Origin of the sequence: Bacillus sp. lyk4-R2A-2 (assembly GCF_030209735.1) — a bacterium.
In the GTDB taxonomy this organism is placed as follows: Bacteria; Bacillota; Bacilli; order Bacillales; family Bacillaceae; genus Bacillus; species Bacillus pumilus.
In genome coordinates this window covers 175,959-196,859 of record NZ_JARVRK010000006.1, presented here as the reverse complement: position 1 = coordinate 196,859, position 20,901 = coordinate 175,959, and the positions used below count along the sequence as shown (strand labels likewise).

26 protein-coding genes and 1 riboswitch are annotated in these 20,901 nt (G+C 42.1%); of the genes, 23 read left to right on the top strand and 3 right to left on the bottom strand.

Going from position 1 to position 20,901, the window contains the following annotated elements; genetic code table 11:
- Positions 1–19 precede the first annotated feature (19 nt).
- From QRN39_RS11950 to QRN39_RS11940, 3 genes are all read left to right on the top strand, one after another.
- Positions 20–466, top strand: coding sequence for a YusW family protein (locus QRN39_RS11950; RefSeq protein WP_284907323.1), 447 nt, complete (start codon positions 20–22; stop codon positions 464–466).
- 148 nt (positions 467–614) lie between these two features.
- Positions 615–1,445, top strand: a complete 831-nt coding sequence (locus QRN39_RS11945) for an ABC transporter ATP-binding protein (protein WP_003213584.1) — start codon at positions 615–617, stop codon at positions 1,443–1,445.
- A gap of 71 nt (positions 1,446–1,516) precedes the next feature.
- Entirely contained in the window at positions 1,517–1,768 is a 252-nt protein-coding gene (locus tag QRN39_RS11940; RefSeq protein WP_003213733.1) for a YusU family protein, read from the top strand.
- Positions 1,769–1,801: 33 nt separating this feature from the next.
- Here QRN39_RS11940 and QRN39_RS11935 read toward each other — a convergent pair whose 3' ends face one another.
- From QRN39_RS11935 to QRN39_RS11925, 3 genes are read right to left on the bottom strand one after another with little or no spacing between them, the layout of a single operon-like run.
- A complete protein-coding gene (locus QRN39_RS11935) occupies positions 1,802–2,149 on the bottom strand; it encodes a spore coat protein (protein ID WP_058013724.1) in 348 nt (115 codons plus the stop codon).
- 11 nt (positions 2,150–2,160) lie between these two features.
- Positions 2,161–2,394, bottom strand: coding sequence for a hypothetical protein (locus QRN39_RS11930; protein ID WP_223250686.1), 234 nt, complete (start codon positions 2,392–2,394; stop codon positions 2,161–2,163).
- A gap of 44 nt (positions 2,395–2,438) precedes the next feature.
- Entirely contained in the window at positions 2,439–2,576 is a 138-nt protein-coding gene (locus QRN39_RS11925) for a YuzL family protein (protein ID WP_003212904.1), read from the bottom strand.
- A gap of 199 nt (positions 2,577–2,775) precedes the next feature.
- On the opposite strand from QRN39_RS11925, the gene QRN39_RS11920 reads away from it, so the two are divergent.
- The 20 genes from QRN39_RS11920 (at position 2,776) to QRN39_RS11825 (ending at position 20,477) form a co-directional block, all read left to right on the top strand.
- Positions 2,776–5,163 (top strand): 3-hydroxyacyl-CoA dehydrogenase/enoyl-CoA hydratase family protein, encoded by a 2,388-nt coding sequence (locus tag QRN39_RS11920; RefSeq protein ID WP_284907322.1) that lies wholly within the window; start codon positions 2,776–2,778, stop codon positions 5,161–5,163.
- Positions 5,164–5,175: 12 nt separating this feature from the next.
- Entirely contained in the window at positions 5,176–6,351 is a 1,176-nt protein-coding gene (locus QRN39_RS11915) for an acetyl-CoA C-acetyltransferase (protein ID WP_003213349.1), read from the top strand.
- Positions 6,352–6,365: 14 nt separating this feature from the next.
- Complete coding sequence (locus QRN39_RS11910; RefSeq protein ID WP_003213312.1) at positions 6,366–8,147, top strand: acyl-CoA dehydrogenase family protein; 1,782 nt, start codon at positions 6,366–6,368, stop codon at positions 8,145–8,147.
- Between the two features lie 110 nt (positions 8,148–8,257).
- Positions 8,258–8,614, top strand: coding sequence for an arsenate reductase family protein (locus QRN39_RS11905; RefSeq protein WP_003213086.1), 357 nt, complete (start codon positions 8,258–8,260; stop codon positions 8,612–8,614).
- A gap of 66 nt (positions 8,615–8,680) precedes the next feature.
- A complete protein-coding gene (gene gcvH, locus QRN39_RS11900) occupies positions 8,681–9,064 on the top strand; it encodes a glycine cleavage system protein GcvH (protein ID WP_003213614.1) in 384 nt (127 codons plus the stop codon).
- 46 nt (positions 9,065–9,110) lie between these two features.
- On the top strand, positions 9,111–9,347 hold the full coding sequence (locus QRN39_RS11895) for a YusG family protein (protein ID WP_003212882.1): 237 nt from the start codon (positions 9,111–9,113) through the stop codon (positions 9,345–9,347).
- 128 nt (positions 9,348–9,475) lie between these two features.
- Positions 9,476–9,820, top strand: a complete 345-nt coding sequence (locus QRN39_RS11890) for a toprim domain-containing protein (protein ID WP_003213068.1) — start codon at positions 9,476–9,478, stop codon at positions 9,818–9,820.
- Between the two features lie 12 nt (positions 9,821–9,832).
- A complete protein-coding gene (locus QRN39_RS11885; protein WP_003213095.1) occupies positions 9,833–10,135 on the top strand; it encodes a thioredoxin family protein in 303 nt (100 codons plus the stop codon).
- A gap of 120 nt (positions 10,136–10,255) precedes the next feature.
- On the top strand, positions 10,256–10,597 hold the full coding sequence (locus QRN39_RS11880) for an SCP2 sterol-binding domain-containing protein (RefSeq protein ID WP_003212918.1): 342 nt from the start codon (positions 10,256–10,258) through the stop codon (positions 10,595–10,597).
- Positions 10,598–10,699: 102 nt separating this feature from the next.
- A riboswitch (SAM riboswitch) is annotated at positions 10,700–10,808 on the top strand.
- A 154-nt stretch (positions 10,809–10,962) separates the two neighbouring features.
- Complete coding sequence (locus QRN39_RS11875; RefSeq protein WP_226804007.1) at positions 10,963–11,988, top strand: methionine ABC transporter ATP-binding protein; 1,026 nt, start codon at positions 10,963–10,965, stop codon at positions 11,986–11,988.
- Positions 11,981–12,649 (top strand): methionine ABC transporter permease, encoded by a 669-nt coding sequence (locus QRN39_RS11870; RefSeq protein ID WP_024423401.1) that lies wholly within the window; start codon positions 11,981–11,983, stop codon positions 12,647–12,649. Before QRN39_RS11875 ends, QRN39_RS11870 begins: the two co-directional genes overlap by 8 nt.
- 14 nt (positions 12,650–12,663) lie before the next feature.
- On the top strand, positions 12,664–13,485 hold the full coding sequence (gene metQ / locus QRN39_RS11865) for a methionine ABC transporter substrate-binding lipoprotein MetQ (protein ID WP_003212678.1): 822 nt from the start codon (positions 12,664–12,666) through the stop codon (positions 13,483–13,485).
- 104 nt (positions 13,486–13,589) lie between these two features.
- A complete protein-coding gene (locus QRN39_RS11860; RefSeq protein WP_003212803.1) occupies positions 13,590–13,958 on the top strand; it encodes a carboxymuconolactone decarboxylase family protein in 369 nt (122 codons plus the stop codon).
- 215 nt (positions 13,959–14,173) lie between these two features.
- Complete coding sequence (locus QRN39_RS11855; RefSeq protein ID WP_162839378.1) at positions 14,174–14,311, top strand: YuzK family famiily protein; 138 nt, start codon at positions 14,174–14,176, stop codon at positions 14,309–14,311.
- Positions 14,312–14,522: 211 nt separating this feature from the next.
- A complete protein-coding gene (sufC, locus tag QRN39_RS11850) occupies positions 14,523–15,308 on the top strand; it encodes a Fe-S cluster assembly ATPase SufC (RefSeq protein WP_003213654.1) in 786 nt (261 codons plus the stop codon).
- An 18-nt stretch (positions 15,309–15,326) separates the two neighbouring features.
- Positions 15,327–16,640 carry a Fe-S cluster assembly protein SufD gene (gene sufD, locus QRN39_RS11845; protein ID WP_050944088.1) on the top strand — a complete coding sequence of 438 codons (1,314 nt, stop codon included), beginning with the start codon at positions 15,327–15,329 and terminating at the stop codon, positions 16,638–16,640.
- Positions 16,640–17,860: a cysteine desulfurase gene (locus QRN39_RS11840; RefSeq protein WP_137054427.1), complete on the top strand. Its 1,221-nt coding sequence runs from the start codon at positions 16,640–16,642 to the stop codon at positions 17,858–17,860. Before sufD ends, QRN39_RS11840 begins: the two co-directional genes overlap by 1 nt.
- A complete protein-coding gene (gene sufU, locus QRN39_RS11835) occupies positions 17,850–18,296 on the top strand; it encodes a Fe-S cluster assembly sulfur transfer protein SufU (protein WP_003212941.1) in 447 nt (148 codons plus the stop codon). Before QRN39_RS11840 ends, sufU begins: the two co-directional genes overlap by 11 nt.
- Before the next feature lie 17 nt (positions 18,297–18,313).
- Positions 18,314–19,711 carry a Fe-S cluster assembly protein SufB gene (sufB, locus tag QRN39_RS11830; RefSeq protein ID WP_003213112.1) on the top strand — a complete coding sequence of 466 codons (1,398 nt, stop codon included), beginning with the start codon at positions 18,314–18,316 and terminating at the stop codon, positions 19,709–19,711.
- A gap of 163 nt (positions 19,712–19,874) precedes the next feature.
- The gene (locus QRN39_RS11825; protein WP_050944086.1) at positions 19,875–20,477 is read left to right on the top strand and encodes a DUF3885 domain-containing protein; all 603 of its coding nucleotides are present in this window, start codon (positions 19,875–19,877) and stop codon (positions 20,475–20,477) included.
- Positions 20,478–20,901 lie beyond the last annotated feature (424 nt).

Below are 20,901 nucleotides of genomic sequence, written 5' to 3'. Positions count from 1 at the left end.
AAATAGGAGGAAGCGCATGATGTGTTGGAAGAAGGCGGGACAAATAGGAGTGCTGCTTTTTATGCTGTCTGGCTGCCAATCGATTGAGCCGCTCCAGCAAACAAAGGAAGCGGAAGCAGAGAGTCTCTCAGCGGTTCAAATGAAGGAACTTCCATTTGAGCATCTCCACCTGCATGTTCAATACGGGCAGAAAAGCGAATTATACGAAGCCACCTATCGTCAGGCGAAAGGAAAAGAAGAAGCACTGATTCGTGATCATATGAACGGTGTCCACTATGAAGGTGAAGAAGCTTTACGCGAGATGAAGATGAAGCTAAATGATATGTCGATTCCTAGTGCGAAGATCAATGAAACGTATGTCAATGAGCTATTAGCTGCTTTTAATTTAGACGATGATTATCAGCGAATTCAGGTCGATATGAAGCTTGAAGATGGGACCAAACGTACATTCCAAAAGAAGAAGTAAAACGGAACTTTCTCATTTTTTAATTGAAAATGATTTTCAAAATCACTTAAATCTGATACACTAAATTGAGATAAGTGATCTTTTGCGTCTATATATAGACGATATTTCATATAAAAAATTTGCATGAGAAAAGGAGCGTTTGAGCGGAATGAGTGCCATTTCTACTGAAGGTTTAAGCTTAGGCTACGGAGAAACAATGATCATAGATGAACTAAATGTATCGATCCCTAAGGGTGAAATCACAGTATTTATTGGCAGCAATGGATGCGGTAAATCCACGCTACTTCGCTCTTTGGCCCGTCTCATGAAGCCAATGGGTGGGTCTGTCCTGCTTGAAGGTCATTCCATTGCCAAATTACCAACAAAGGAAGTAGCGAAACAGCTCGCTATTCTTCCGCAAGGACCAGAAGCGCCAGAAGGATTAACCGTGCATCAGCTAGTGAAGCAAGGCAGATATCCTTATCAAAATTGGCTGAAGCAGTGGTCAAAGCAAGACGAAGAAGCAGTGAATCGTGCACTGAAGTCAACAAAGATGGAAGACCTCGCTGATCGAACGGTCGATTCATTATCAGGTGGACAAAGGCAGCGTGCATGGATTGCGATGACGTTAGCGCAGGAGACGGATATCATTTTGTTAGATGAGCCGACGACGTATTTAGATATGACGCATCAAATTGAAATTCTCGACCTTCTGTTTGACTTAAATGAAAAAGAGCAGCGCACGATTGTCATGGTTCTTCATGACCTGAATCTCGCATGTAGATATGCTCATCACCTTGTAGCGATTAAAGACAAGACGATTTATGCAGAAGGAAGACCAGAAACGGTCATTAATTGTGATCTTGTGAAAAATGTTTTCGATATGAACTGCCAAGTGACAACAGATCCTTTATTCGGAACTCCATTATGTATTCCGCACGGCAGAGGACGCTGTATTGTGCAGCAAGCGCAAGCGGAGACATTTCTCGCTGCAAGATAATTGTATGTCAAAAGCCTGACATCTGTTACGTACAGAGTCAGGCTTTTTTCTGAAAAAGGAGCGGAAGATCAATGGGAAATGAACTAGATGAAAAGCTGGAAGGCTTGCTTGAGAAATATACTGAGCTACTCCTTGGCGAATCAACAGACGCACTGAAACAAGATGTGAAACAATGGGTGATCTACTCTCATATCGCAAAAAGCATGCCGCCTCTAGCAAAGCATTTTAATGAATCGTATCCAGAGGCTAAGGAAGAAATCAAAGAAACCATTCAGCGAATCAAACAAATGAACGAAGCTCATCGAGCGAATCAAGATCGTTAAAAAAACTGCCAGTTCCATACTGGCAGTTTTTCTTTATGACATCTGTGATGGTCCGTATGGAGATTGTTCTGTCAGTGTTTGCTGAAATTTCTGGTGCGCCTGCTGGAGCTTTTGCTGTTCAGCGGCTTCAACAGAATACCAGCCATATCGGAACATGACATCATATAAATGTCTTTGTGTTTTCTGAGTTTCTAGCGCAATTCGCTGAATATCCTGATAAAGAGATTCATGACTGAATTCATTGAGCGCTGTGTTGTATCCGCTTGTCATATATTTTTCAGTCGACAAGAGATCTGTGACAAAATCACGATCATTCATGTTTGTTGTCGTGGGAACCGGAGTTTGAGGATTCCCGATTTTTTGTTGGTTTTGTTGTTCCATGTTTTTTCCTCCTATTGCATAAAGCCAGTAGACTGGCCTTGCCCTGAGCTGCCTAAATGCTGAAGAATTTGTGTGTAATGCTGATGGTGCATTTGGCCCACTTGATTTAATTCTTGTTTCAATGTTTGATCCTGGCAATGCTCGGCCATAAAGTGAGCCTTTTTCATAGCGATCAAGTTCCAATTCAGCATATCCTCTAAGTACAAGGAATCCTTCACTGAAATGACTTGCGGGGGCATATTCATTTGCTGATTGTTCAAGGTGTGTTCCTCCTTACAATTTTGTTTCCTTACTGATTTTTTTTATATTGTTGATTTTGACTAGTCTTTTTGCCGCCTAGGTCTGCTTCCTGTGATGGACCTGCGTTTCCTTTTACACTTGCAGCACTTACGCCTGCTTTCGATGGGTTTTTCTTCAAACGAGACATGTGGACATCACCTCCATTCTTACAATGCCCTCTCATCTTTAATTCATACGCCGCAAAGTAAGGCACATGAGAATGTGTAAATTTTTGAAATCCGCTCTTGAACTGTTTCGGAAAATCTTTTAAGATAAAGAAAGAGGCATTGCTTTTTTTTGGACAAAAAATGAATGACTGTTCATTCAAAATGTTTAGGGGGATATTTATGGGCAAACATATTCGCAAGGCGGCTGTCATTGGTTCAGGTGTCATGGGCTCAGGCATTGCTGCGCATCTAGCCAATATCGGGGTACCAGTAACATTGCTAGATATTGTGCCAAACGAACTGACAAAGGAAGAAACGGCAAAAAAGCGAACGCTTGATCACCCTAGTGTTCGGAATAGATTAAGTCAAGAAGCGATGAAAAAATTGTTAAAGCAAAAGCCAGCACCTCTTACTTCAGCAAAAAACCTATCATACATCACACCGGGAAATCTCACAGATCACCTTTCCTTATTACATGATGCTGACTGGATCATTGAAGTCGTCACTGAAAAGCTCAGCATCAAACAACATGTATTCTCTCTCATCGACGAACACCGCAAAGAAGGCAGTATCGTATCAAGTAACACATCTGGAATTTCGGTTGAAAAAATGGCAGAAGGCCGATCAGAGGATTTTAAACGCCACTTTTTAGGTACACATTTTTTTAACCCAGCTCGTTATTTAAAGCTTTTAGAAATCATTCCTATTCAAGAAACAGATCCAGAAGTACTCCAATTTATGAAAACGTTTGGCGAGGATGTACTTGGTAAAGGCGTAGTTGAAGCGAAAGATACGCCGAATTTTATTGCCAATCGTATTGGTACTTATGGACTCCTTGTGACAGTGCGTGAAATGCTTGAAAACAAATACACCATCGGAGAGGTGGATTCGGTCACAGGACCCCTCATTGGAAGACCGAAAAGTGCGACCTTCCGTACACTTGATGTCGTAGGGATCGACACGTTTTTCCATGTAGCCCGCAACGTATATGACCAAGTAGAAGGAAAGGAAAAAGATATTTTCCAGCTGCCTGAGTTTATTGAAAGAATGCTTGAAAAGGGATGGATTGGCAGCAAGGCAGGGCAAGGATTTTATCAAAAAAATGGGAAGACCATTTTAGAACTTGACCCTGTGACGCTCACATACGGAGAACGAACGAAGCTGAAAGATCCAGGCATTGAGATGGCGAAGCAGCAAAAGGGAATGAAAGCGAAATTGAAAGCGCTTATTTATCAAGATGGTCGTGCAGGACAATTGCTCTGGAACATGACGGCACCTGTGCTCCTTTACTCAGCTCAGTTAACAGGCGAAATTGCGGATGATATTCAGTCCATCGATAACGCAATGAAGTGGGGATTTGGCTGGCAGCACGGTCCATTTGAGCTCTGGGATGCAATTGGTGTGAAAAAAGCAGTCGAGCGCATGGAAGCAGAAGGTCACAGCATCCCGCAGTGGGTGCAAGACATGCTGTCAGAAGGACACGACACATTCTATCAAGAAAATGCTGATGGAGAGCGTGCATTTTATCACAATGGGGCTTACGAACAGGAAAAAGGAAACGACAAGAATATTTCCTTAGCGAAATTGAAAAAGAAGAACGACGTGATTTTCAAAAATGCTGGTGCGAGCTTGATTGATATCGGTGATGATGTCGCCTTGCTCGAATTTCACTCCAAAAGCAATGCCATTGGACTAGATGTCATTGACATGATCAATCGCGCTGTCCATGAGGTGGAACAGAATTATAGAGGGCTTGTCATCGGAAACCAAGGGAAGAACTTCTGTGTTGGTGCCAACCTTGCTCTCATTTTAATGGAGGCTCAGGACGATAATTTCTTTGAAATTGACTTTGTGATCCGCCGCTTCCAGCAGGCAATGATGAAGGTGAAATATAGCGACCGTCCAGTCGTTGCTGCGCCGTTTGGTATGACACTCGGAGGTGGAACAGAGGTTTGTCTGCCGGCAGCAGCTATTCAGGCGTCGAGTGAAGCATACATGGGTCTTGTCGAAGCGGGAGTTGGACTGATTCCAGGCGGCGGTGGAAACAAAGAATTATACCTTCGCCACCTGCAGGGATCAGCTAAGCCGTCACAGACCGCTATACAAGATGCCACGATGAAAACATTTGAAACGATTGCAATGGCTAAAGTATCCACTTCTGCTGAAGAAGCGCGGGATATGAACATGCTCCGCATGAGTGACCGAATCAGCATGAACGGTGATCACCTGATCTATGATGCGAAACAACTTGTGCTCTCTCTTGATGAAGCAGGTTATCGTGCGCCGCTCAAGCAAAAGGTACCCGTCATGGGAGAAACAGGCTATGCAGCGATGATATTGGCGGCTGAAAATATGAGATTATCTGGATACATTTCAGAGCATGACATGACCATTGTTAAAAAATTAGCTCATGTTATTTCCGGCGGAAAACTGCCATTTGGAACAGAGGTAGAGGAGCAATACTTATTAGAGCTTGAAAGAGAAGCCTTTTTAAGTCTTGTAGGAGAAGTGAAATCACAAGCACGCATGCAGCACATGCTCGTCAAAGGAAAACCTTTACGTAACTAAGGGGGAGTCAAAATGAGAGAAGCAGTCATTGTCGCTGGTGCGAGAACACCAGTAGGGAAGGCGAAAAAAGGATCGTTAAAACATGTTCGGCCTGATGATATGGGCGCATTGTGTGTAAAAGAAACATTAAAGCGTGCCGGTGATTACGACGGACAGATAGATGATTTGATCATCGGATGTGCAACACCAGAAGCAGAGCAGGGGTTAAATGTGGCTCGGAATATTGGAGCATTAGCAGGGCTTCCGTATACAGTCCCTGCCATCACCATTAACCGCTACTGCTCATCTGGTCTTCAGTCCATTGCTTATGCGGGTGAGCGGATTATGCTCGGTCAGGCAGAAACGATCTTAGCTGGAGGAGTCGAATCGATGTCACAGGTGCCGATGATGGGTCATTCCATTCGTCCGAATGCTCAATTGGCAGAACAAGCGCCTGAATACTATATGAGCATGGGGCACACGGCAGAGCAGGTGGCGCAAAAGTATCAGGTCACACGTCAAGATCAGGACGCCTTTGCGGTAAGAAGTCATCAAAAGGCAGCCAAAGCATTACAGGAAGGAAAATTTTCAGATGAAATTGTCTCCGTTGATGTAACAGAGCGGCGGGTAGGGGAGCAATATCAATTAGAAGAACATCAATTTAAGTTTTCACAGGATGAAGGCGTGAGAGCAGGGACAACGGAAGAGATTCTTTCTACTTTGCGTCCGGCTTTCTCGACAAAAGGCACGGTGACCGCAGGAAACTCTTCACAAACAAGTGACGGTGCTGCGTGTGTGATGATGATGGATCGTGAGAAAGCATCCTCACTTTCCCTTCAGCCGCTCGCCAAGTTCCGGGCGTTTGCTGTTGGCGGTGTACCGCCTGAGGTGATGGGAATCGGTCCAATTGAAGCCATTCCGCGTGCGCTGAAAATCGCTGGACTTGAGCTGAAGGATATCGGGCTGTTTGAATTAAACGAAGCGTTTGCCTCTCAGGCCATTCAAGTTATTCGTCATTTAGGGATTGATGAAGAGAAAGTGAATGTCAATGGCGGGGCAATCGCGCTAGGACATCCGCTCGGCTGTACAGGAACGAAACTGACACTGTCACTCATTCATGAAATGAAGCGGCGAAACGAGCAATTTGGCATCGTCACAATGTGTATCGGCGGGGGCATGGGAGCAGCAGGAATTTTTGAATTGATCTAAAGGGGGAAAACAGAATGAAAGCAATGGAAGAGGTAAAAAAGGGTGGAAGCTTCTTAATTGATGAGACGAATTATGAGCATATCTTTACACCAGAGGATTTCTCTGATGAGCATCAAATGATTGGAAAGACAACAGAGGATTATATTTTACAAGACGTTGTTCCATATATAGATCAAATTGAAAACCATGAATTTGAGCATTCCGTCAGGCTTCTCAAAAAGGCTGGAGAGCTTGGGCTGCTAGGAGCTGACGTGCCTGAAGAATTCGGCGGGCTCGGATTAGATAAAATCAGTTCAGCCATTATTACCGAGAAATTTTCCAGAGCAGGGAGCTTCTCGCTTTCCTATGGCGCCCATGTCGGCATTGGGTCTCTGCCAATCGTGCTGTTTGGAAATCAAGCGCAAAAGGAAACATATCTTCCTGGACTCGCTTCTGGAGAAACAATTGCAGCGTACGCCCTCACTGAGCCAGGATCAGGCTCTGACGCCCTTGGAGCAAAGACAACTGCGGTCTTAAATGAAGCCGGAACTCATTATGTGCTGAATGGGGAAAAACAGTGGATCACAAACTCCGCATTTGCCGACGTCTTTGTCGTATATGCAAAAATTGATGGTGAACACTTCTCTGCTTTTATCGTAGAAAAGGATTTTCCAGGTGTCAAAACGGGACCTGAAGAGAAAAAGATGGGCATAAAAGGTTCATCGACAAGAACGTTAATTCTCGAAGATGCTCAAGTGCCGAAGGAGAATTTACTAGGTGAGGCTGGCAGAGGTCATGTCATTGCCTTTAACATTTTGAATATCGGACGCTACAAGCTGGCTGTCGGAACAGTTGGTGCGTCAAAACGTGTCATTCAATTATCGGCAGAATATGCAAACCAACGTAAGCAATTCCAAACGCCAATTTCTCGATTTAGCTTAATTGGTGAAAAAGTAGCCAACATGTCGGCAAAGCTCTATGCGATGGAAAGTGCTGTTTACCGCACAGTCGGATTATTTGAACAGCGCATGGGTCTATTAAGTGAAGAAGAGCAAAAGGATGGCAAACAAATTGCCCAGTCAATTGCAGAATATGCGATTGAATGCTCTCTTTGTAAAGTACTTGGCTCTGAAACTTTAGACTATATAGCGGATGAGGGCGTGCAGATTCACGGCGGATATGGATTCATGCAAGAATACGAGGTCGAAAGAGCCTATCGTGACTCGCGGATTAACCGTATTTTTGAAGGGACTAACGAAATCAACCGTCTGCTTGTACCAGGCACATTCTTGAAGAAAGCGATGAAGGGAGAGCTTCCGCTGCTTCAAAAGGCGCAAACCTTACAGGAAGAGCTCATGATGATGATGCCGGAAGAGCCAGGTGATCAGCCGCTCGATCAAGAAAAATACTTGCTCGCCCATGCGAAAAAGATCGCCTTAATGGTATCTGGAATGGCGGCGATGAAGTATGGAAAAGCATTAGACAAAGAGCAAGAGATTCTTGTGAACATAGCGGATATCGTCAATGAAATTTTTGCTGCTGAATCGGCGATTCTGCGTACTGAAAAGGCAATCGCTGCATCAGGGCTAGATAAGAATACTCAAAAGCTTGCTTACACACAAATTTTCACGCAGGAAGCCTTCTTAAAAATTGAAGCTCATGCAAAAGAATCCTTGATCGCAATGGAAGAAGGAGATGCACTCCGCATGAGTCTGTCAGCTCTTCGCAAACTGACAAGATTCACCCCGATCAATGTCATCGCCAAAAAGCGCGAAGTGGCGAAACGAATCTTTGAAGCAGAGAAATATATCGTATAAGACGGCTGAAAAGGTGCGGATATCACTCCGCACCTTTTTGTAAGCATACATTTAGGTTTTTAAAATATTTTGTGATAAAATGTTCTCACTACTTGCAGGAGGTGAAAAAAGTGGCTTTAGATTTTTATGAATACCCATCTTGCGGTACATGCCGAAAAGCAAAAAAATGGCTGGAAGAACACAATAAAGACATCAACAGCATACATATCGTCGAAGAGACGCCTGATAAAGAAACATTAAAAGCGCTTTACGAAAAAAGTGGCTTAGAGCTGAAGAAGTTCTTTAATACAAGCGGACAGAAATACCGAGAGCTACAGCTGAAAGATCAACTTCCTGCAATGTCAGAAGGCGAGCAGCTAGAATTACTCGCATCTAACGGAATGCTGATCAAGCGCCCGATTACAACAGACGGTAAACGAGTCACAGTTGGATTTAATGAAGATACATTTAAAAGCGTCTGGAAATGATGTAACTTTCATTCAGATTGTGGTATCTTCAATATAGATTGAAAGAAAAGACTGGAGGGGTATTGAATGAGCACACCAAAAGATTTACGTTATTCAGAAGAACATGAATGGGTCAAAGTAGAAGGAGATAAGGTGCGTATCGGTATTACGCATTTTGCTCAATCTGAGCTAGGCGATATCGTGTTCGTTGAGCTTCCTGAAGTAGGAGACAAAATTACAGCGGACGAGCCTTTCGGAAGTGTAGAATCAGTGAAAACAGTTTCTGAGCTTTACGCACCGATCAACGGTACAATCGTCGAAGTGAACGATGAGCTGGATGACAGCCCTGAATTCGTCAACGACTCTCCATACGAAAAAGCATGGATGATCGTGGTAGAGCCAGCTGATACATCTGAAATTGAGAACTTGATGACTGCTGAGCAATATGAAGAAATGACAAAAGAAGACTAATTCACGTGAAATTGGACACTCTACCTTTATGGGGGGGGTGTCCAATTTGTCTTTTCAAAAAGAACATGTGGATATAACAGATCATGTCACTGGACGATTCAAAGAAAGCGGCATGGTGCTGTATCATCAAAATGAAGAGATTGGCACGATGATTAGTGAAAACCAATATGAGTTAAAATCAGGTTATTCCTATGAGCAAAATCGTTTTTATCGTCTGACGGATACATTGACCCACGGGACAGAAAAATATGTAGACTGTGATGATGAAAATGGCTGGTGCTAATCACAGATGAGGCTGCAGTGAGCATAAGCTGCAGTCTTTTTAGTGCAAGCGCCCAATCTTTACAACCTGAATGAAAAATTGTAATCTAAGGGAGAAGTGAACAACGTCAAAAGGGCCGGGTGATCGTGATGAATGTAGAGGTAGAAAAGGTCATCATTGTAGAAGGTAAAACAGACAAACAAAAGCTAAAAGAAGTCATAAGTGAACCTGTTACCATCATTTGCACCAATGGCACGATCAGTACATCGAAGCTGGATCAGCTCGTAGACGAATTATTGGGGAAAGACGTTTACATATTAGCAGACAGTGACGATGCAGGCGACAAACTGCGGAAGCAATTTCGAAAAGAATTCCCTGAAGCATTTCATCTTTTTGTCGACAGAACGTACCGCGAAGTGGCCGCTTCACCGTCAGCCCACATTGCATCTATCCTATTAGCTGCAAACATTGATGTTCATTCGAAATATTTATGAGGGTGGACGTATATGAAAGAGATTGAAGAACACGAATTCAAGGAGATAAAGGACGATTTATTTCTTTTATACTTATATACACCGTTTTGCGGAACATGTCAGCTGGCAAAGAAAATGCTGGCTGTCGTAGACACCATGCAGCCGGATGTACCTTTTTATGAAAATAACTTAAACTACTCACCAGGCTTTGCGAAGGCTTTTGAGATCGAAAGCGTTCCTTGCTTTCTACTGTTTAAAAAAGGTGAGCTGGTGCAAAAAGGCTATGCTTTTCACTCCGTACCATATCTTCATGAAATGATTGAAACCGCTAAATAAAGCGGTTTTTTGTCATATTTCAAGCAATTCATCTGAAAATTTGTCGAGTTATTTATAAAGGACAAGCGAATGTTTGTAGAGAAATGTTATGTATAACCAAATGACAGGGAGGTTATACATGTGGAAAAAGTGAAAACCCATGGAAACACAGGGCAGCGATTATTGCTAAAACCGCTGCTCTCATCATCATCCTTGAAGATTACATTTGAGGCGGAAACAGACTCTTGTACATTGATTGTGGATGAGCGTGGTGAAGTGAAGAAACTACCTGCAATTGAGTTATCGGATCTCATCTTTTATGGTGAGAGAAAAGAAATACTTCAATTATTAGATGGAGATATGTCCTTACAGCAGTTAATTAGCAGGGGACAAGTGAAAGTAAAAGGGTCATTCCGTGCGCTCCTAAGACTAGAGGCGGTACTTTGGCTGACGAACGGTTTTTTTCGAAAAATGATAACTTAGTCGTTTACTTGGAAATTAGCGATTTACAGCGTTGACATATCTCGGGTAGCATGATATTCTACGTTAGTAAAAACATGAACATCACATAAAACAACATATTTTCTCTTATTAAGAGAGGTGGAGGGACGTGCCCTATGAAACCCGGCAACCGTCAGCATAGCTGAAATTGGTGCCAATTCACTCAAAGCCGCAATGCTTTGAAAGATGAGAGAAAGGCGTATTGAACATAAAAGGCCTTTCTGCTTGCATTGCAGTTAGGTCTTTTTTACTGACCTCACGTCAGGCACGAGGCATGGCAGCAGGAAGAATAAATAACGTATGTGATGGCAACCTATAGATTCAGCAAGAAAGCAGGTGAACAGACTGTGATCCATTTACAGAATGTATCAAAAACGTACCACTCAAAAAGCGGAAATGTTGATGCCGTGAAAGACGTCAACTTGGATATTGATAAAGGTGAAATATTCGGAATTATCGGGTATAGCGGTGCCGGAAAAAGCTCGCTTATTCGCCTATTAAACGGTCTGGAGCTGCCAACAGCAGGAATTGTTGAAGTGGCAGGCAACCGGATCAATGAAGTATCGAATGCGAAACTTCGGAAAGCAAGACAAGAAATCAGCATGATTTTCCAGCACTTTAACCTACTTTGGTCAAGAACAGTGAGACAAAATATTATGTTCCCGCTTGAGATCGCAGGTGTACCTACATCGAAACGGAGAGAGCGTGCGAATGAACTGATTAAATTAGTCGGTTTAGAAGGAAAAGAAAATGCGTATCCGTCTCAGCTTAGCGGCGGACAAAAGCAGCGTGTGGGGATTGCGAGAGCATTAGCAAATGATCCAAAGGTTCTTCTTTGTGACGAAGCAACGTCAGCGCTTGATCCGCAAACAACGGATTCTATCCTTGATCTTTTAGCAGATATCAATAAACGTTTAGGGCTGACAATTGTGCTGATTACACACGAAATGCATGTCATTCGCAAAATTTGTCATCGGGTGGCAGTGATGGAGAATGGACGCATAGTCGAAGAAGGCGAAGTATTACGCGTCTTCAGACAGCCGAAGGAAGAAATGACGAAACGATTTGTCCAGCAGCTGGCTGAACCAGAGGAAGCGAAAGAAACAATCGAGCACGTCTTAGAGCGAGTAAAAGAAGGTCAGGTCGTACGGTTGTCCTTTATCGGAGATTCTGCCGAGCAGCCGCTGATCACTGAAATCATTCGATCCTTCAAGGTCGATGTAAACATCCTTCAAGGAAAGATTTCTCAAACGCAGGAAGGCGCGTTTGGAACACTCTTTATCCATATAAATGGAGAAGAGACCGAGGTAGAAAAAGCCATCGCCTATATCCAAAGCAAACAGGTTGAAATTGAGGTGATGACACATGTTTGAGAAATGGTTTCCGAACGTTGATCTAGACGTCATCTGGAGTGCAACAGGTGAAACAGTGTATATGACACTCATTTCATTGGCATTTGCTTTTGCAATCGGGATTATCCTAGGACTCCTGCTCTTCCTTACAGGAAAAGGCGGTCTTTGGGAAAATAAACCGATCAATGCTGTCATCGGTGCAGTCGTCAACATTTTCAGATCGATTCCTTTTATCATTTTAATTATTCTTTTATTAGGGTTCACGAAATTCTTAATGCATACAATTCTAGGTCCAAATGCAGCACTCCCTGCCCTTGTCATTGGGTCAGCTCCATTCTATGCACGTCTTGTCGAAATTGCACTGCGTGAGGTAGACAAAGGAGTCATTGAAGCAGCACGGTCAATGGGAGCGAAAACGTCGACCATCATTTTCAAAGTATTGCTGCCAGAATCATTGCCAGCCCTCATTTCAGGTATTACCGTAACAGCGATTGCTTTAATTGGCTCAACTGCGATTGCAGGTGCAATTGGAGCAGGCGGACTTGGTGACCTTGCTTATGTGGAAGGATACCAATCTGGTAATACAGATGTTACACTTGTTGCCACTGTGTTTATTCTCATCATCGTCTTTATTATTCAAATAATCGGTGATTTGATTACAAATAAAATTGATAAACGTTAAGGGAGGATTTATTCATGAAGAAATTGATTTTAAGTGCACTATTTCTAGCATTTGCAGGCATCTTAGCTGCATGCGGTTCATCTAATAACGCAAGTGATAGCAAAACCATTACGGTTGCCGCTTCAAAAACACCCCATGCCGAGATTCTTGAAGAAGCAAAACCACTTCTAAAAGAAAAAGGCTACGATCTAAAAGTGAAAGTACTTAGTGATTATAAAATGTACAACAAAGCGTTAGCTGAAAAAGAAGTGGATGCAAACTTTTTCCAACATATCCCTTACTTAAATGAAGAAAATAAATCAAACAAAGATTACAACCTAGTTAGTGCTGGTGCGGTTCACCTTGAGCCTTTCGGTATCTACTCTAAGAAATACAAATCAGTAAAAGATATTCCAAACGGCGGGACGATCATCATGACAAACAACGTAGCTGAACAAGGCCGTATGCTTGCACTATTGCAAAATGCTGGTGTCATTAAGATTGATCCTAAAGTTGATACAATCAACGCAACAGTAAAGAACATCAAAGAAAACCCGAAGAACCTAAAGTTCAAAAAAATCGCTCCTGAACTAACAGCGAAAGCTTATGAAAACAGTGAAGGTGATGCCGTGTTTATTAACGTCAACTATGCGATTCAAAATAAATTGAATCCGAAAAAAGATTCAATTGAACTTGAGCAAACAAAGAACAACCCATATGCAAACATCGTGGCGGTTCGCAAAGGTGAAGAAAAATCAGATAAGATCAAGACATTAATGGAAGTTCTTCACTCTGATAAAATCAAAGAATTCATCGACAAAAAATATGACGGTGCTGTACTACCGGTATCTGAATAACAATGTGTTAACCTCGCTTTCATCAAAGCGAGGTTTTTTTGTGTATTTTTTCAAATCTCGCTCATAATAAAAATGTACAAATGACCTGAAGGGATGGAATGAAGATGAATGAACAGCATATGAGCGGATCCATGCAGCAATCACTGACTGATTATAAAACGGCAATGGGTGAATTTCAGAAGAAAATGCCGGTGTTTGGGAAGAAATTCAATGAATTCACGGAGCAGTGCTTTCAGAGCGATTCATTAACGCAAAAGGAAAAACAAATGATTGCCCTTGGCATCAGTATTCATGCACAGGATGAATACTGCATGATTTATCATACAAAGGGAGCGCTCGACCAAGGCGCGACAGAAGAGAATTTGCTAGAGGTCGTCAGTGTGGCGGCAGCGTTCGGCGGCGGTGCTGCACTAAGTCAAGGCATCACAGTTGTTCAGCAATGTATTGACGAATTTGGAGGACAGACGCATTAAGGGAAGGATAAGATGGCATTTATCCATATCAGGGAGTTGAGTCCTTCTCAGCCGATTGTGTGAGAAAATATGCCAGCATAGCGCGTCATATCCCTTTTGAGTGAAGCCACATGTCTTTGATACAATGAAGCTACACTCAAAGAAGGGAATGGTTTATTATTTGTTCGGACCATAGTACACTGGGATTGGATTATACCGCCGAGATGGAAAAGGCCATGCATAAGGCTCATGGCATGAGCTATGCAGAGTACGAAAGAGACCATGACTTACGGATGAAAGTGGAATATAAACGAGAGCAGTCCTATCGAGATGAGAAAAGACAGCTCGCAAAAATGAATATACGAGGCTATTAAATAGCTAAGGGGCGGGGAGAACAGATTCCCGTCCTTTCTTTATGAAAACAGTCTTTTCGACATAAATCCTTTTATCTACCGGCTTTTTTTGTTAGAATTTTGAGAGCATCCTCTCACGCATATCGTGAATGTGTTGTATTCAGTTTTAATTTGTTATAAAATTAGAATGAGAATAAATTGAGAATAATGATTATTTTGGAGGTATCGATATATGACTGCTTCGACATTAACAATTAAGGACTTGCACGTTGAGATTGAAGGGAAAGAAATCTTAAAGGGTGTAAACCTCGAGATAAAAGGTGGAGAATTCCACGCAGTAATGGGACCAAACGGTACAGGTAAATCAACTTTATCTGCTGCCATTATGGGTCACCCTAAATATGAAGTAACAAAAGGTAGCATTTTGCTTGATGGCGAAGATGTACTTGAAATGGAAGTAGATGAGCGCGCTCAAGCAGGTCTTTTCCTTGCGATGCAATACCCATCTGAAATTAGTGGTGTGACAAATGCGGACTTCCTTCGTTCTGCTATTAACGCTCGCAGAGAAGAAGGCGATGAAATCTCTCTAATGAAATTCATCCGCAAAATGGACGAAAACATGGAGTTCCTTGAAATGGACCCAGACATGGCGCAACGCTACCTAAACGAAGGTTTCTCAGGCGGAGAGAAAAAACGCAATGAAATTCTTCAATTAATGATGATTGAACCTAAAATTGCGATCCTTGATGAAATCGATTCTGGTCTTGATATCGATGCGTTGAAAGTGGTTTCTAAAGGAATTAACAGAATGCGCGGCGAAAGCTTCGGCTGCTTAATGATCACTCACTATCAGCGTCTACTGAACTACATCACACCAGATCACGTTCATGTCATGATGCAAGGACGTATCGTGAAATCTGGCGGACCAGAGCTTGCACAACGTCTAGAAGCAGAAGGCTATGACTGGATTAAAAAAGAGTTAGGAATTGAAGACGAAACTGTTGGTCAAGAAGCGTAAGCGTTAGGAGGATTATTGATGACATTAGAAACGAAATTATCAGTAGATCAAGATTATGTCAAAAGCTTCTCCGAGAAGCATCAGGAACCGGCATGGATGAGTTCCCTTCGCTTACAGGCTCTTGAAAAAGCAGAAGACCTTCCAATGCCAAAGCCTGACAAAACGAATATTTCTAAATGGAATTTAACCAATTTCAAACAGCATACAGTCGAAAGTGCGCCATTTGGATCATTAGAAGAGCTTCCTGAAGAAGTGAAATCTCTCATTGATTTAGAGGACACGGATAAGACAGTCTACATTCAGCGTGATCAAACGCCAGCATACTTGTCTCTTTCAACGGAAGCGAAAGACAAAGGCGTGATCTTCACTGATCTTCATACAGCGCTTCGCGAACATGGTGATCTAGTGAAGAAATACTTCATGACGGATGCAGTGAAAGTAGATGAGCATAAACTAACAGCTTTACATGCTGCCTTAGTGAATGGCGGAGCTTTCCTCTATGTACCAAAAAATGTAGAACTTGAAGCGCCAATTCAAGCCGTCTACCTGCATGAAAATGACGACACGACTTTGTTCAACCATGTCATCGTCGTAGCAGACGATCATAGTGCAGTGACATATGTAGAAAACTACATTAGTACAGCAAAACCTGAAGAAGCAATCTTCAATATCGTGTCCGAAGTGTTCACGGGAGCTAATGCCCGCGTCACATACGGCGCAGTAGATAACCTTTCAGAAGGTGTCACAGTCTATGTGAACAGACGCGGTATGGCAAATGGCCGTGACAGTAAAATCGAATGGGCGCTTGGCCTTATGAATGATGGAGACGTCGTGTCTGAAAACATCACAAAGCTTATGGGCGACGGGACATTCGGTGATACAAAATCAGTTGTTGTCGGCCGCGGGAATCAAACGGAAAACTTTACAACAAGCATCATCCACTTCGGTAAAAACTCTGAAGGGTATATCTTGAAGCATGGTGTGATGAAGGATCAAGCATCCTCTATCTTTAACGGAATTGGTAAAATCGAGCATGGCGCAACGAAGTCAAATGCCGAGCAGGAATCACGTGTTCTCATGCTGAGTGAGAAAGCACGGGGTGATGCAAACCCAATTCTATTAATTGATGAAGATGATGTAACAGCAGGGCATGCTGCTTCTGTTGGACGTGTCGATCCAATTCAACTCTATTACCTCATGAGCCGCGGGATTTCCAAAGAAGATGCAGAAAGACTTGTGATTTATGGCTTCTTAAATCCAGTCGTCAAAGAACTGCCGATTGAAGGAGTTAAAAAGCAGCTCGTTTCTGTGATTGAAAGGAAAGTAAAATAATGAATATCAAAGACGTTCGTGAGCAATTTCCAATCCTTCATCAGCAAGTGAACGGACATGATTTGGTGTATTTGGACAGTGCAGCGACTTCTCAAAAACCAAGAGTGGTCATTGATGCAATGAATGAGTATTACCGGTCTTACAACTCGAACGTCCACCGGGGTGTTCATACCCTTGGCACAAAAGCAACGGACGCATACGAGGGTGCGAGAGAGAAAGTTCGTGCATTCATCCGTGCTTCATCTGTCCAAGAAATTATTTTTACTAGAGGTACAACAACTGCACTAAACACAGTGGCGATCAGCTATGCTAGAGCAAACCTCAAAGAAGGCGATGAGATTGTCATTACGCACATGGAGCACCATGCAAATATCATCCCTTGGCAGCAAGCAGCAAAAGCAACTGGCGCCACATTGAAATATATTCCGTTACAGGAAGACGGCACGCTATCGCTGGAAGATGTGAAGCAAACAATCACACATCAAACGAAAATCGTCGCTGTCACACATGTTTCAAACGTATTAGGAACCATCAACCCGATTAAAGAAATCGCCAAAATAGCCCATGATCATGGGGCAATCATTGTCGTCGATGGTGCACAAAGCACGCCGCATATGCAAATTGATGTTCAGGATCTAGATTGTGACTTTTTCGCATTCTCCGGGCATAAAATGTGTGGACCGACTGGCATCGGTGTGCTTTACGGGAAGAAGGACCTTTTGAATAATATGGAGCCTGCTGAGTTTGGCGGTGAAATGATCGACTTTGTGGATCTGTATGATTCTACTTGGAAAGAGCTCCCGTGGAAATTTGAAGCGGGTACACCGATTATTGCCGGAGCAGTTGGACTAGGAAAAGCGATTGATTTCTTAAATGACATTGGTATGGAGGAAGTCAGCCGTTACGAGCATCAGCTTGCCACTTATGCGCTTGAGCGCTTCAAGGAGCTTGAAGGTGCGACTGTTTATGGACCGCAGCACCGAGCTGGGCTTGTGACGTTTAATTTAGATGACGTCCATCCGCATGATGCGTCGACTGTTCTGGATACGGAAGGTGTCGCCATTCGTGCTGGACATCACTGTGCACAGCCGCTCATGAAATGGCTTGGTGTATCAGCGACTGCAAGAGCAAGCTTCTATCTGTACAATACAGAAGAAGAGATTGACAAACTCATTGCAGCGCTCCGTAAGACAAAGGAGTATTTTACGAATGTCTTTTAATGTAAACTTAGACACACTGTATAGACAAGTGATTATGGATCATTATAAAAATCCGAGAAACAAAGGTGTGTTAAACGACAGCATTGTCGTCGATATGAACAACCCAACGTGTGGTGACCGCATTCGTCTCACGATGAAAATCGAAGACGAAAAAGTCATGGATGCGAAATTTGAAGGAGAAGGATGCTCCATTTCGATGGCATCTGCCTCTATGATGACGCAGGCGATTAAAGGGAAAGATATTGAAACAGCTTTGAAAATGTCTCAGATTTTCTCCGATATGATGCTAGGAAAAGAATACGACGATTCCATTGATCTTGGTGACATTGAGGCGCTGCAGGGAGTGGCAAAATTCCCTGCCCGCATCAAATGTGCAACATTATCCTGGAAGGCGCTTGAAAAAGGCGCATCTGCCGAAGATAACGGCAAATCATAAGATTGGAGTGAAAATGGATGGCTAAAAAAATGCCAGATGTTGGTGAATATAAATACGGCTTTTCTGATAAAGACGTTTCCATTTTCCGTTCAGAGCGCGGACTGACAAAAGAGATCGTTGAAGAAATTTCTCGTATGAAAGAAGAGCCTCAGTGGATGCTCGACTTCCGTTTGAAATCTCTTGAGCTCTTTTACAATATGCCGATGCCACAATGGGGCGGAGATTTAAATGCATTAAACTTTGATGAAATTACGTACTACGTAAAGCCATCAGAGCGCTCTGAGCGTTCTTGGGATGAAGTACCAGAAGAAATCAAAGAAACCTTTGATAAGCTTGGTATCCCTGAAGCAGAGCAAAAGTACTTAGCAGGTGTATCTGCTCAGTATGAATCTGAAGTTGTGTATCACAACATGAAGCAAGACCTTGAAGATCTAGGCATTGTGTTTAAAGATACAGACAGCGCATTAAAAGAGAACGAAGACATCTTCCGTGAGCACTGGGCAAAAGTCATTCCTCCGACTGACAACAAATTTGCTGCGCTTAACTCGGCTGTATGGTCTGGTGGTTCATTTATCTACGTACCAAAGGGCGTCAAAGTAGATACACCACTTCAAGCATACTTCCGTATCAACTCTGAAAACATGGGTCAGTTCGAGCGTACACTCATCATCGTTGATGAAGGCGCACATGTGCATTACGTAGAAGGCTGTACAGCACCAGTTTACACAACAAACTCACTTCACAGTGCGGTTGTTGAAATTGTCGTGAAAAAAGGCGGCTACTGCCGTTATACAACGATTCAGAACTGGGCAAACAACGTCTTCAACCTTGTCACAAAACGTACGGTATGTGAAGAGAATGCGACAATGGAATGGATTGATGGAAACATCGGTTCTAAGCTGACAATGAAATACCCAGCGGTCATCTTAAAAGGTGAGGGCGCACGTGGTATGACATTAAGTATTGCCCTAGCAGGTAAAGGTCAGCACCAAGATGCAGGTGCGAAAATGATTCACCTTGCACCAAACACATCTTCAACGATCGTATCGAAATCGATTTCCAAACAAGGCGGTAAAGTCACATACCGCGGAATCGTTCACTTCGGACGTAAAGCAGAGGGTGCACGCTCAAACATCGAGTGTGACACACTCATCATGGATAACAAATCAACATCTGATACGATTCCTTACAATGAAATCTTAAACGACAACATTTCATTAGAGCACGAAGCGAAGGTATCAAAAGTATCAGAAGAGCAGCTATTCTACTTGATGAGCCGCGGAATTTCTGAAGAAGAAGCAACAGAAATGATCGTCATGGGCTTCATCGAGCCATTCACAAAAGAACTACCAATGGAATACGCCGTTGAAATGAACCGTTTGATTAAGTTTGAAATGGAAGGTTCTATTGGTTAATACAGAGGATTGAAAATGATTGATATAAGAGGTTGATGAAGCGTGCCGAATTTGTGCCGATCAAGATGACTTTTAGTGTAGGAGACGAACTTTTTAAGTTCGTCTTTTTCTATTTCATTGGTTCTGAAAAATTGTACATAAAAGAACGAAAGGAGAATGAGATATGGTTCACCTAGATTATTTACAAAGTGAATTCAATATTGATTTAATGAATGATTCCTTTAACGAGTTACCTCTAAGCCTTCATATTCAACTCGAAAAAGAAATGTATCAGTTTAATGATCAAGGCAATTTAAATCCTCAATATTTTAATAAGGTTTATAATGTTGCAATAAGTATATTTGATGAACTTTTTGGGGAGAACGATTTATTGTTCGTCGTCACAATTGTTCGAAGCGAGCATTCATTACGGAGGCCGATAGGAGTATATAGTAAGTATTCAAAAAAAATTAATAAATATAGACTCAATGTAAAAAATTCTAAAGATGAGAATGGAAAAGTAATTCAGTATTCTTTAGAAACAAAAAAACAGCATATAGAGTACAAGAAAATAATCAAGGCAATATGTAATCAAGATTTTAAAAGTATGGCTCCGAGGTTCAATGACAAATATAGTAGTTATCCTGAAATATTCTTTATAAATAAAGATTTTATTTATCATATTTATGATGACAGAGGGGCATTCTTATTATTTAAGGATGAGAGAAAGTATGAAAAATTTAAAACAAAGTATAGTACTTTAATGGTAGGAGAAGATTATAATTAAAAGAAACTCTCTTATTGTTAGTTTCCTCTCACTATTAATAATTCATCTTGTTGGATGCTGACTTCTTTTGCAACAGCCTTTATAACCGGAGCAGTAGCTAAAGGAATGTTAAATGAAAAGATTGAGCGATCAAAAAACTCTTTTGATGAAAGCTTATCTTATCTAGAAGAGACCGGGCTTAAATAAAACCGAATACAGACTGACAAAGGTTAATTTTAAACAGAATTCCGGAAGAGTCTGTTTTAAACCTGATGAGAAAAGCTCATCAGGTTTTTAATGATTGTGTGTAGATATTAAGGTTAATATTGGAAAAGTTATAATTGAAGTTGTTAATTCAATTTTTAACTTTTGATTACGTACATTCTACCTTTTGAAGTGAAATAATAATACTCTTTATTTCTAACCAATTTCGTTTCCACAATCC

What these genes read in the sequence shown, in the direction of transcription:
- QRN39_RS11945 (WP_003213584.1), top strand. Translation starts at nt 615, where the DNA reads ATGAGTGCCATTTCTACTGAAGGTTTAAGCTTAGGCTACGGAGAAACA.
- QRN39_RS11910 (WP_003213312.1), top strand. Translation starts at nt 6,366, where the DNA reads ATGAAAGCAATGGAAGAGGTAAAAAAGGGTGGAAGCTTCTTAATTGAT.
- sufU (WP_003212941.1), top strand. Translation starts at nt 17,850, where the DNA reads ATGTCTTTTAATGTAAACTTAGACACACTGTATAGACAAGTGATTATG.
- QRN39_RS11940 (WP_003213733.1), top strand. Translation starts at nt 1,517, where the DNA reads ATGGGAAATGAACTAGATGAAAAGCTGGAAGGCTTGCTTGAGAAATAT.
- QRN39_RS11920 (WP_284907322.1), top strand. Translation starts at nt 2,776, where the DNA reads ATGGGCAAACATATTCGCAAGGCGGCTGTCATTGGTTCAGGTGTCATG.
- metQ (WP_003212678.1), top strand. Translation starts at nt 12,664, where the DNA reads ATGAAGAAATTGATTTTAAGTGCACTATTTCTAGCATTTGCAGGCATC.
- sufB (WP_003213112.1), top strand. Translation starts at nt 18,314, where the DNA reads ATGGCTAAAAAAATGCCAGATGTTGGTGAATATAAATACGGCTTTTCT.
- QRN39_RS11925 (WP_003212904.1), bottom strand. Translation starts at nt 2,576, where the DNA reads ATGTCTCGTTTGAAGAAAAACCCATCGAAAGCAGGCGTAAGTGCTGCA.
- QRN39_RS11915 (WP_003213349.1), top strand. Translation starts at nt 5,176, where the DNA reads ATGAGAGAAGCAGTCATTGTCGCTGGTGCGAGAACACCAGTAGGGAAG.
- QRN39_RS11930 (WP_223250686.1), bottom strand. Translation starts at nt 2,394, where the DNA reads ATGAATATGCCCCCGCAAGTCATTTCAGTGAAGGATTCCTTGTACTTA.
- QRN39_RS11935 (WP_058013724.1), bottom strand. Translation starts at nt 2,149, where the DNA reads ATGGAACAACAAAACCAACAAAAAATCGGGAATCCTCAAACTCCGGTT.
- gcvH (WP_003213614.1), top strand. Translation starts at nt 8,681, where the DNA reads ATGAGCACACCAAAAGATTTACGTTATTCAGAAGAACATGAATGGGTC.
- QRN39_RS11870 (WP_024423401.1), top strand. Translation starts at nt 11,981, where the DNA reads ATGTTTGAGAAATGGTTTCCGAACGTTGATCTAGACGTCATCTGGAGT.
- sufD (WP_050944088.1), top strand. Translation starts at nt 15,327, where the DNA reads ATGACATTAGAAACGAAATTATCAGTAGATCAAGATTATGTCAAAAGC.
- QRN39_RS11890 (WP_003213068.1), top strand. Translation starts at nt 9,476, where the DNA reads ATGAATGTAGAGGTAGAAAAGGTCATCATTGTAGAAGGTAAAACAGAC.
- sufC (WP_003213654.1), top strand. Translation starts at nt 14,523, where the DNA reads ATGACTGCTTCGACATTAACAATTAAGGACTTGCACGTTGAGATTGAA.
- QRN39_RS11840 (WP_137054427.1), top strand. Translation starts at nt 16,640, where the DNA reads ATGAATATCAAAGACGTTCGTGAGCAATTTCCAATCCTTCATCAGCAA.
- QRN39_RS11885 (WP_003213095.1), top strand. Translation starts at nt 9,833, where the DNA reads ATGAAAGAGATTGAAGAACACGAATTCAAGGAGATAAAGGACGATTTA.
- QRN39_RS11855 (WP_162839378.1), top strand. Translation starts at nt 14,174, where the DNA reads ATGCATAAGGCTCATGGCATGAGCTATGCAGAGTACGAAAGAGACCAT.
- QRN39_RS11825 (WP_050944086.1), top strand. Translation starts at nt 19,875, where the DNA reads ATGGTTCACCTAGATTATTTACAAAGTGAATTCAATATTGATTTAATG.
- QRN39_RS11950 (WP_284907323.1), top strand. Translation starts at nt 20, where the DNA reads ATGTGTTGGAAGAAGGCGGGACAAATAGGAGTGCTGCTTTTTATGCTG.
- QRN39_RS11860 (WP_003212803.1), top strand. Translation starts at nt 13,590, where the DNA reads ATGAATGAACAGCATATGAGCGGATCCATGCAGCAATCACTGACTGAT.